The 10,096-nt window shown below is 77.3% G+C and carries 6 protein-coding genes; 3 read left to right on the forward strand and 3 right to left on the reverse strand.

The genetic code is table 11. From position 1 onward, the window contains the following. Positions 1–235 precede the first annotated feature (235 nt). Genes AC07A6_RS37325 through AC07A6_RS37335 form a run of 3 tightly spaced genes read right to left on the reverse strand, consistent with a single transcriptional unit; the run spans position 236 to position 2,474 of the window. The gene (locus tag AC07A6_RS37325) at positions 236–1,093 is read right to left on the reverse strand and encodes a 5-oxoprolinase subunit C family protein (protein WP_478780110.1); all 858 of its coding nucleotides are present in this window, start codon (positions 1,091–1,093) and stop codon (positions 236–238) included. A 5-nt stretch (positions 1,094–1,098) separates the two neighbouring features. Beyond that, entirely contained in the window at positions 1,099–1,719 is a 621-nt protein-coding gene (locus tag AC07A6_RS37330) for a 5-oxoprolinase subunit B family protein (RefSeq protein WP_478780099.1), read from the reverse strand. After that, positions 1,716–2,474, reverse strand: coding sequence for a LamB/YcsF family protein (locus AC07A6_RS37335; RefSeq protein ID WP_362470465.1), 759 nt, complete (start codon positions 2,472–2,474; stop codon positions 1,716–1,718). Before AC07A6_RS37335 ends, AC07A6_RS37330 begins: the two co-directional genes overlap by 4 nt. Positions 2,475–2,572: 98 nt before the next feature. On the opposite strand from AC07A6_RS37335, the gene AC07A6_RS37340 reads away from it, so the two are divergent. From AC07A6_RS37340 to AC07A6_RS37350, 3 genes are all read left to right on the forward strand, one after another. Then, positions 2,573–4,123 carry a hypothetical protein gene (locus AC07A6_RS37340; protein ID WP_362470414.1) on the forward strand — a complete coding sequence of 517 codons (1,551 nt, stop codon included), beginning with the start codon at positions 2,573–2,575 and terminating at the stop codon, positions 4,121–4,123. A gap of 112 nt (positions 4,124–4,235) precedes the next feature. Beyond that, the gene (locus tag AC07A6_RS37345; protein WP_362470417.1) at positions 4,236–5,165 is read left to right on the forward strand and encodes a hypothetical protein; all 930 of its coding nucleotides are present in this window, start codon (positions 4,236–4,238) and stop codon (positions 5,163–5,165) included. A gap of 64 nt (positions 5,166–5,229) precedes the next feature. Continuing rightward, the gene (locus tag AC07A6_RS37350) at positions 5,230–9,981 is read left to right on the forward strand and encodes a hypothetical protein (RefSeq protein ID WP_478780100.1); all 4,752 of its coding nucleotides are present in this window, start codon (positions 5,230–5,232) and stop codon (positions 9,979–9,981) included. The last annotated feature ends 115 nt before the right edge of the window (positions 9,982–10,096 follow it).

Genomic DNA, 10,096 nt, shown 5'->3' on the forward strand with positions numbered 1-10,096 from the left:
GGGCTATAGATAGCCCCGCCGGCGTTTGAGGCGACCGGGGTCAGGGGCGGAGCCCCTGGGAACGGTGGAAGGGCGGGTAGGGGACCCCGCACCGCGCAGCGGCCCACCCACCCGCAGACGACGCACCGGCACCAGCCACGCGAACCGGCCCCGCCCCACGTCCGACGGCCGGAGGCTGTCGCAGCGGCGCGAAGCCGGGGAGGCCGCCCGCGGCCGAGCCGCGCGAGCGGCGCGTTCAAGAAGGAACGAAGCGGAGCCCGAGGCCCGGGCGGGCCTGGGCGGCGGCGTCCAGGGCGGGTCCCGCCGGGACGACGCCGACCACCGGGTAGCCGCCCGTCACCGGATGGTCGGCCAGGAAGACCACCGGCAGCCCGTCCGGCGGCACCTGCACCGCCCCCAGCACCATCCCCTCGCTCGGCAGCTCCCCGCCCCGCGCGCGGGCCAGCGCCGGACCCCCTTCCGTGCGCAGGCCGATCCGGTTCGACGCCGGGGACACCCGGTACGCCGAGGACAGCAGCGCCGCCACCGAAGCCCCCGTGAACCAGTCCGCCCGCGGCCCGAGCCGCAGCGGGAGCACCAGTTCGCCTGACGGCATCCCCGCAGGGGCCACGGCGTCGGCGGACGGTACCGGGTCCGGGCCCGGCGGGCCGACCTCCAGCACCGACCCCGCCACCGGCACCGGCGGGCCGAGCCCCGACAGCAGGTCCGTCGCGCGGCTCCCCAGCACCGTCGGCGCAGCCAGACCTCCCCGTACCGCGACGTAGCTGCGCAGCCCCGACTCCGCCCGGCCCACGTCCAGCTCCGCCCCCGCGCGCAGCCACACCGGCGCACTCCAGGCCGCCGGGCGCCCGCAGACGCGTACGGCACAGGGAGCGCCCGTCACGGCCACCGTCACCGGGGCCAGTGCGCGCACCCGCACCCCGTCCAGGGTGGTCTCCAGCGCGGCGGCGCCCGCCGGGTTGCCGACGAGCCGGTTGGCCAGCGCGTACGCCCCCGTGTCCAGCGCCCCCGAGCGGGGTACGCCGAGGTGCGCGTACCCGGGGCGCCCCGCGTCCTGGACGGTGGTCAGCGCCCCCGCCCGCAGCACCAGCAGCCCGCTCACGCCGCCCCCGCCTCCTCGAACCGCACCCGCACCCCGGGCGCGAACAGCGCCGCCGGCTCCCGCGCGGGGTCCCACAGCACCGCGTCGGTGGAGCCGATCAGCTGCCAGCCGCCGGGGGAGGAGCGCGGGTACACCCCCGCGTACTCCCCGGCCAGCGCCAGCGACCCCGCCGGGACGGCCGTGCGGGGCGTCGCCCGCCGGGGCAGCCACAGCCGCTCCGGCAGCCCCGTCAGGTAGCCGAAGCCGGGCGCGAACCCGCAGAAGGCCACCCGGAAGACGATGCCCCCGACCAGCCCCGCGACCTCCCGCTCCGCGACGCCCCACGCGGCCGCCGCATCCGCCAGGTCCGGCCCGTCGTACCGCACCGGCACCGTCACCAGCGGCCCCTCGGCCTCCGCGAGCGGCGGCACCTCCCAGCCCGCGATCCGCGCCGCCAGCGCGCCCGGCTCCCGGACCCCGTCCAGCAGCACCGTCCGCGCGGCCGGCACGACCTCCCGTACGCCGCCCAGCTCGCCCGCGTCCCGGCGGCGCAGCAGCTCGGCGTGGAGCGCGGCGACCTCCCCGGCGGTGTCCACCTCGACCAGCAGGGCCTCCCGGCCCACCGCCAGGGCCCTCACGCGAAGGCCTCCACCCGCACCCCGGCCGCCTCCAGCGCCTCCCGCACCCGCCGGGCCAGCCCCGCCGCCCCGGGGGTGTCCCCGTGCAGGCACAGCGAGCGCGCGGGCACGGCCACCGGGGACCCGTCGGAGGCCGTCACCGACCGCTCGGCGGCCATCCGCACCGCCCGCCCGACCACAGCGTCCGGGTCGTGCAGCACCGCCCCCGGCTCCCCGCGCGGCACCAGCGTCCCCAGCGGGGTGTACGCCCGGTCGGCGAAGGCCTCCGGCACCGCCTCCAGCCCCGCCTCCGCGGCCGCCGCCAGCAGCAGCGACCCGGGCAGGCCCAGCACCGGCAGCCCGGCTTCCCCGGCGGCCAGCCGGACCCCGGCGACGACCGCGGCGGCCTGGCCGGCGTCGTGCACCGTGCGGTTGTACAGCGCACCGTGAGGCTTCACGTACGACACCCGGGACCCGGCCGCCCGCGCGAACACCTCCAGCGCCCCGATCTGATAGGCCACCTCCGCCGCCAGCTCCCCGCCCGGCACGTCCATCGACCGCCGCCCGAAGCCCGCCAGGTCCCGGTACGAGACCTGCGCGCCGATCCGTACGCCCCGCTCGGCGGCCAGCTCGCAGACCCGGCGCATGATCGACGGATCGCCCGCGTGGAAGCCGCAGGCCACGTTGGCGCTCGTGACCACCGACAGCAGCGCCGCGTCGTCGGTCAGCGTCCAGCGCCCGAAGCCCTCGCCCAGGTCGGCGTTCAGGTCGATCAGAGGTGTGATCATGGAAGCCATGCGGTGAGCGTAGAACAGCCGGCGACGGCGGGGCCGCGCCGCTCGGCCCGCCGCCGGGGGACGGTCCGGCGGAAACCATGCCGTTTGGGTTGTTGTCCGTGACACCGCCTACTCTTTCCGACGTGACTCTCCCAGCCCCGGCGAAACCCCTTCCGTCCCCGGCGCCGGGCCCGGCCGCCGACGAGGGCCTCGCCCGGCGGCTCCGTGCCCTGGCCTGCACCGCCCCGCTCCACGACCTCGACGTACGCAAGGCCAACCTGGCCGGCGAGTACGGGGTCTACGCGATGGCGGAAGTCGCGCTGTCCGCGATCGACCTCGTCACGCTCAACATGGACTTCGACACCGGCGCCGACCACGAGCAGATAGTGGCCCGGATGCTGCCGCGCGTCGCCGCCCAGGCCCCCCGGCGGCCGGCCGCCGAGCACGAGCGGGTCGCCCGCTGGGTCCTGGAGAACCTGATCAACGTCGGCAGCGTGGACCGCGGCTTCCGCGCGGTCTACGGCACGTTCGGCCCCGACGGGGTCTACGTCCGCCGGGACTACGACTTCAAGCTGATCGAGGAGGTCCCCGGCCACGGCGGCGCGGTCTACCTGCGCACCACCGACGAGGCGGTCAACGTCCTGGTCGGCGCCCTCGACACGGACGTCACCAGCGCCCAGATCGCCGCCGAGGTCAAGCTGGAGGTGCTGATCAGCCGGGGCCGGCTGGCCGACGCCCAGCTCGCCGCCGAACAGGCCCGCTACCGCACCGTCCAGTACGCCGAGACCCTGCGCCGCACCCTCGACGCGACCCGGCGCAACGTCCGCGCCGTCGACTGGCTCCAGGCCGTCCCGGACATGATCGCCGAGGCCCTCGACCACGTCGCCGACCGCTACCGGCACGAGAACGCGATCCTCACCAACATCCGCAAGGCGCGGGACGAGGCCGAGGACCCCGAGAACAAGCGGCGCGCCGCCGAGCTCGTCGACATCGTCAAGGACTGCATCCGCCGGCACACCCAGCTCCAGTCGCGGCTGCTGGACGCCGGCCCGCTCTTCCGCGCCGAGCAGGACCGCCAGGCCTTCGCCGCGCCCGCCCCGCGCTCCGGGATCGACCTGTACGGCCAGCTCGTCGCACCCCTGATGCCGCTCCCGCTGGAGCGGGCCACCCGGGTCACCGACGCCTTCTTCGCCGCCGGCACCGGCCTGCGCACCCCCGTCTCGGTACGGGTCGCCGACCTGGTGGACATACTCCTCACCCCGCCAGTGGAACGGGAGCACCTCGGCGCGGAGATGCCCGAGCCGGACCTCATCGCCACCCCGGACGACAGCCGCTTCAGCGAGGAGCAGCTCGCCGCCGCGACCCAGCTCCTGGACCTGCCGCACGACGCCCCGCGCCGGCTCTCCGGCCTCCTCGCCGAAGCCCGCCGCGACGACCCCGACCTCCCGTACCTGGTCGCCCTGCTCGCCGTCCACGCGGCGAGCCCGGCGGTGGGCACGGCGTACCGCCAGGGCGAGGAGCGGCTGCTGTTCGCGGTGGACGACGGCACGCAGCTCGACGACCCGGAGTTCGGCGGCGCCGACCTGATCGTCGGCACGGCCCTCCTGGACGCGGCAGGCATGGCCGCCGACCGCGCGGAGTCGGCATGACCCCGCAGTCCCGGCCGGCCATCGCCCCGGACACCCCGCCCCGCACCCAGACCCCCACCCGCACGGGGGCTGCCCGTACCCGTACCGCCCGCACCACCGAGGAGACCCACCCGTGAGCGACCACCACGCCGAGCACCCCGCGTGGAGCGAACGGCACCCCGCGTGGAGCGAGCCCGACGCGCCGTCGGCTCCCGCCGCGCCCCCCGCCGCCACCAGCGGGTCCCTCACCCCGGCCGACGCCGCCGACGCGGCCCGGCTCGTCGGGTTCGGGCTCCAGCCCAAGCTGCTCCCCGCCCGCGACGCCGAGTACGCCGAGCTGCTGCGCCGCTACCGCGAGGACCCCGCCTTCGGGCGGCTTGCCGACGCCGTCGCCACCGGCCTCGGCCTCGTCGTCCTGGAGGTGTCCCCGCGCGCCGGGATGGCCGTCGCCGCCGGAGAGGACTCCGTCTTCGCCGTCCGCATGGGCGACTACGCCCGCCGCACCTCCGCCGACGGCGGCGACCGCTTCCTGCACGGCCTCGCCCACCTCGCCGTCGCCGCCCTCGCCTTCCCCCGCCCCGAGGACCTCGCCGACGACGGCTACATCGGCCGGATCACCGTCAACGGCGTCGACGCCTTCGTCAGGCAGACCTGCCGCCGCCTGGAGGAGCGCGCCGAGGAGCTCGGCGAGAACACCGACCCCGCCTCCGACGCCCCCGGCCTGGAGGCCGCCTGGCGGGTCTACGCCCGCCGCAGCGCGACCGGCGCCACCAAGGACGCCCGCCGCCTGGCCGGCTCCACCACCGGCATCGTCGGCAAGGCCGCCGCCTTCCTCACCGAGTCCGGCTTCCTCCAGCGGACCGGCGACGACTCCGGCGGCACCTACCGGACCACCCCCCGCTACCAGCTCCAGGTCCGCGACATGGCGGGCACGGCGGCCATGGCCGAACTCCTGGAACTCGGCGTGGTCCCCGTCAGCGACGGCTCCGCCACCCTCCTGCCGCCGCCCGAGGGCGACGACCTGGAACTCGCCGCCGACGCCGGCCTGCCGTTCCACGCCTGACCCACCCGCGTCCCCGCACCGAGAACGCACCGAGAACACCGAGAAGCAACGAGAGTCCGCCGCCATGTACGAGCTGTCCCGGATCCGCCTCTACTCCATCGGGCCCGCCGGCGCACGCTACGCCGACACCGTGCTCGACCTGCGCGGAGTCGGCGAGCCGGTGCCCCACCCGGCGCCCACCCAGGCGGAGTTCTTCGAGGACGAGCCCACCGGACCGCCGCGGCGCCCCGCGCCCGCCGGCGTGCTCTTCCTGGAGAACGGCGGCGGCAAGTCCGTCCTGCTCAAGCTGATCTTCTCGGTGATGCTCCCCGGCCACCGCAACACCCTGGGCGGCGCCAGCTCCGGCGTCCTGCGCAAGTTCCTCCTCGCCGACGACTGCGGCCACGTCGCCCTGGAATGGCAGCACACCCAGACCGGCGAGTGCGTGGTCGTCGGCAAGGTCAGCGAGTGGCGCGGCCGCCAGGTCTCCAACGACCCCCGCAAGTTCGCCGAGGCCTGGTACTCCTTCCGCCCCGGCCCGGGCCTGAGCCTGGACAACCTCCCCGTCGCCGAGGCCACCTCCGTACGCCCGCCCGTCGAGGGCGCCTCCGGAGCCCAGGGCCGCCGCCGCACCATGAAGGGCTTCCGCGACGCGATCACCGAGGCCGGCAAGGCGTACCCGCACCTGGAGGTGTACTGGGAGGAGATCCACGACCGCTGGAACGAGCACCTCACCGAACTCGGACTCGACCCCGAACTCTTCCGCTACCAGCGCGAGATGAACGCCGACGAGGGCGAGGCCGCCGGCCTCTTCGCGGTCAAGAAGGACTCCGACTTCACCGACCTCCTGCTGCGCGCCGTCACCGACACCCGCGACACCGACGGCCTCGCCGACCTGGTCCACGGCTTCGGCAACAAGCTCGGCCGCCGCGCCGAGCTGATGGCCGAACGCGACTTCACCGCCGGCTCGGTGGACCTCCTCACCCGCATCGTGGAAGCCGCCGAGACCCGCTCCCGGCTGCGTGACGTCCACGCGGGCGCCGAGCGCCGCACCCGCACCCTCGCCCGGCGGCTGTCCGCCCGCGCCTCCGAGGAACGCGGCCGCGCCGCCGACCTCGCCCAGCGGGTCACCGGCGCCGCCCACGAGGTCACCGCCGCCGAGTCCCAGCGCGCCCGCAGCGCCGCCGTCTCCGCCGAACTCGCCTACCGGCACGCCTCCCTGGCCCTGACCGTCGCCGACAAGGCCGCCGCCGCCCAGCGCCGCGAGCTCCTCGAAGCCCGCACCCTGCACTCCGCCTGGCAGGCCGCCGAGACCGTGCTGCGCCACCGCGCCGCCGCCGACCGCTCCGCCCGCGTCGCCGCCGCGATCCTGGAGGCCGAACGGGACGCCGCGCCCGCGCTGGCCGCCCGCGCCACCGCCGCCGCCGAGCTGGTACGGGCCCTGCACGCCGCCGCCGAGCAGGGCGAACGCGCCGCCAACGAGGAGGAGGAGCGTTCCGCCGAACTCCAGTCCCTCGGCGAGGGCGCCCACCGCGACGCCACCTCCGCCGCCACCGCAGCCCAGCGGGCCCGCAGCGAGGCCGAGCACCTGCGCGCCCGCCTCGCCGAGGTCGAGCAGGAGACCGCCGAGGCAGTGAAGGCCGGCTGGCTCGACGACAGCGCCCCCGACGCCGACCCGGCCCGCGCCGCGCTCGCGGCCAGCGACGCCGAGAAGGCCGCCGTGGCCGCCTGGGACGAGTCCCGCGAAGCCGCCCGCTCCGCCGCCGAGGCCGCCCGCGAGGCCGCCTCCGCGGAATCCCGCGCCGAACTCACCGCCGCCCGCGCCGCCGACGCCGCCGACGCCGCCGAGGCCGCCCACGCGGCGGAGCACCGCGCCGCCGAAGCCCTGGCCGCCTCCCCGCGCCTGGCCGAGCTGCTGGGCCTCCCGCAGGCCCCCGACACCTTCCTCCCGCGCCCGCGCGGCGGGGCACACCCCGGTTCCGGCGCGGCGGAGCCCGGCGCGCCGGCCGGACCGGGCGCCGCCCGCGCCGCCGTCCCGGCGGGCACCGGCCCCTCCGGTGTCCAGGGCTCCGCCGCGGCGGCGGGCGCCGTGACCGCCCCCGCCCCCGGCGGCCTGGGCGTCGCCGACCTCGACCGGGGCTCCGACGAGCTGGTGCGGATCCTGGCCGACACCGTCGGCTCGGCCGAACGCCACCTGTTCGAGCTGCGCACCGCCGCCGCCGACGACGCCCGCATCCTCGGCGCGCTCGGCGACGGCGGCCTGCTCCCGCCCGGCCCGGACGTCCTCGCCACCGTCGAGTACCTCGGCGAGCACGGCATCCCGGCCCTGCCCGGCTGGCGCTACCTCGCCCAGTCCGTGGACCCCGCCGACCACGCCGCCGTCCTCGCCGCCCGCCCCGAACTCGTCGACGGTGTGGTCATCACCGACCCCGACACCCACGGCCGGGCCCGCGAGGTCCTCTCCGCCGCCGCCCTGCTGCCCCGCTCCACCGTCGCCGTCGGCACGGCCGCCGCCCTGCTGGCGCCGGCCACCCCGGTGGACGCCGATTCCGCGGTGTCCAGTGTCTTCATCGTGTCGCCGAACCCGGCCATGCACGACGAGCACGCCGCCGACGAGGAGCGCCACGCGCTGCGCGCCCGCGCCACCGCCCGCGACACCGAGATCCGCGAGCTGGCCGCGCGCCTCGCCGGCGACCGCGAACTCGCCGCCCGGCTCTCCTCCTGGCGCACCGGCTGCCCGCCCGGCCGCCTCGCCGAACTGGCGCAGCAGGCCGCCGCCGCCCGGTCCTTCGCCGAGGAGGCCGACGCCGAACTCGCGGAGGCCCGTACCGTACGCGCCGAGGCCGACGAGGCCGCCGCCGACGCCGCCCGCGTCCGCGACGAGCGCCAGGACGCCGCCCAGCGCGCCCGCCGCGCCGCCGACGCCCTCGCCGGCCTCGCCCACCGCCTGCGCGAGCGCTCCGGCTGGCAGGCCAAGGTCCGCGAACTCGCCGACGAGGCCGCCGAGTCCGAAGCCCGCGCCGAGGTCTGCCTGGACCGCGCCCGCGCCGCCGACGAGGACCGCCGCGCCGTCCAGCGCGCCGCCGACGACGCCCGCCGCACCGCCCGCGCCCTGCGCGCCGAACGCGCGGAGATCGCCGGAGCCCCCGACCCCCTCCCCGAGGACGACGGCACCGCCAAGGCTCCGCTGCCCGACCTCCGCGAGGCCTACCGCACCGCCTCCCAGGTCTACGAGAAGGTCGGCGTCGGCGCCGACCTGCGCGCCGAACAGGCCCGCGCCGAGGGCGACGAGAGCGCCGCCCTCGCCGAACTCGACCGCCTCACCAACAAGGTCCGCACCCGCGCCGCCCAGCTCCTCGAAGGCACCGACGGCGCCGACGGCCCCTCCCGGCAGGCCGCCGCCGCCCGCGCCGAGGCCCTCGTCCAGATGCTGGAGTCCCGCGCGTCCACCGCGAGCGAGCAGCTCGGCCGGCTGCGCGGCGAAGCCGAACGGCACGCCCCCGCCGAGGGCGAGGCGCACACCGAGCTGCCCGAGGAGCTGATCCCGGCCGACGTGGAGCAGGCCCAGGGCCTGCTGCGCACCGCCACCGCCCAGCTCGCCGCGCACTCCGCCGCCGTGGAGGCCGCCCGGGCCGCCCACGCCGACCTGCTGCGCGCCCACCGCGCCGCCGAGGACGGCGCCGGTGGCTTCGACGAGACCGCCGCCCTGCTGCGGGACCTGCTGCGCGACCACACGCACCCCGAGGACGAGCAGGAGCCGGTGGCCCACCCCGGCACCCTGGAAGAGGCCCGGCAGTCCGCCGCCGAGGCCCGCCGGTCCCTGCGCGGCTGCGCCGCCGACCTCTCCGCCGCCGAGTCCGCGGTGCGCGAGGCGAGCGACGTCCTGGTCCGGCACGCCAACGCCAACCGCTACGAGCAGGTACGCACCCCCGCGCGCCAGCAGATCCGCGAACTGCCCGCCTCCGCCCTGCCCGAGCACGCCGCCGCCTGGGCCGCCGCGTTCGCCCCGCGCCTGCGCGTGCTCACCGACGAGCTCGCGCAGCTGGAGCGCAACCGCGACAGCATCGTCGACCGGCTGCGCGGCCTGGTGGAATCCGCCCTGGCCACGCTCCGCTCCGCGCAGCGGCTCTCCCAGCTGCCCGAGGGCCTCGGCGAGTGGTCGGGCCAGGAGTTCCTGCGGATCCGCTTCGAGGAGCCCGACCAGGCCACCCTCACCGAACGGCTCGGCGAGGTCATCGACGAGGCCACCCGCACGGCCGTGAAGAAGAACGCCGCCTTCGGCGAGGGCCGCCGCGACGGCATGTCCCTGCTCCTGCGCGGCGTGCAGGCGGCCCTGGAGCCCAAGGGCATCGCGGTCGAGATCCTCAAGCCCGACGCGGTGCTGCGCGCCGAGCGGGTCCCCGTCGGCCAGATGGGCGACGTCTTCTCCGGCGGCCAGCTGCTCACCGCCGCCATCGCCCTCTACTGCACGATGGCCGCGCTGCGCAGCAACGACCGCGGCCGCGACAAGCACCGGCACGCGGGCACGCTCTTCCTTGACAACCCGATCGGGCGCGCGAACGCCACGTACCTGCTGGAGCTCCAGCGGGCCGTCTCGGACGCCCTCGGCGTCCAGCTGCTCTACACCACGGGCCTCTTCGACACCACGGCCCTCGCCGAGTTCCCGCTGGTCATCCGGCTGCGCAACGACGCCGACCTGCGCGCGGGGCTGAAGTACATCAGCGTCGAGGAACACCTGCGCCCCGGCCTGCCCCAGCAGTCCCCGGAGGGCGAGACCATCCACGGCGAGATCACCGCGACCCGCATGTTCCGCCGCGCGCCCGCCGCACAGGCCTGACGCGCCCCGGCCGCGGGGCGGTCACCGCTCCCGGGCGGTGGCCGGCCCGGGGGGGGGTTTTGCCGGTTCGCCAGGCGCCCGGCGGCTGTGGGAACATCTCCCCCCCGCCCAAGGA

Source organism: Streptomyces sp. NPDC044002, from assembly GCF_056434525.1.

What these genes read in the sequence shown, in the direction of transcription:
- AC07A6_RS37350 (WP_478780100.1), top strand. Translation starts at nt 5,230, where the DNA reads ATGTACGAGCTGTCCCGGATCCGCCTCTACTCCATCGGGCCCGCCGGC.
- AC07A6_RS37340 (WP_362470414.1), top strand. Translation starts at nt 2,573, where the DNA reads ATGCCGTTTGGGTTGTTGTCCGTGACACCGCCTACTCTTTCCGACGTG.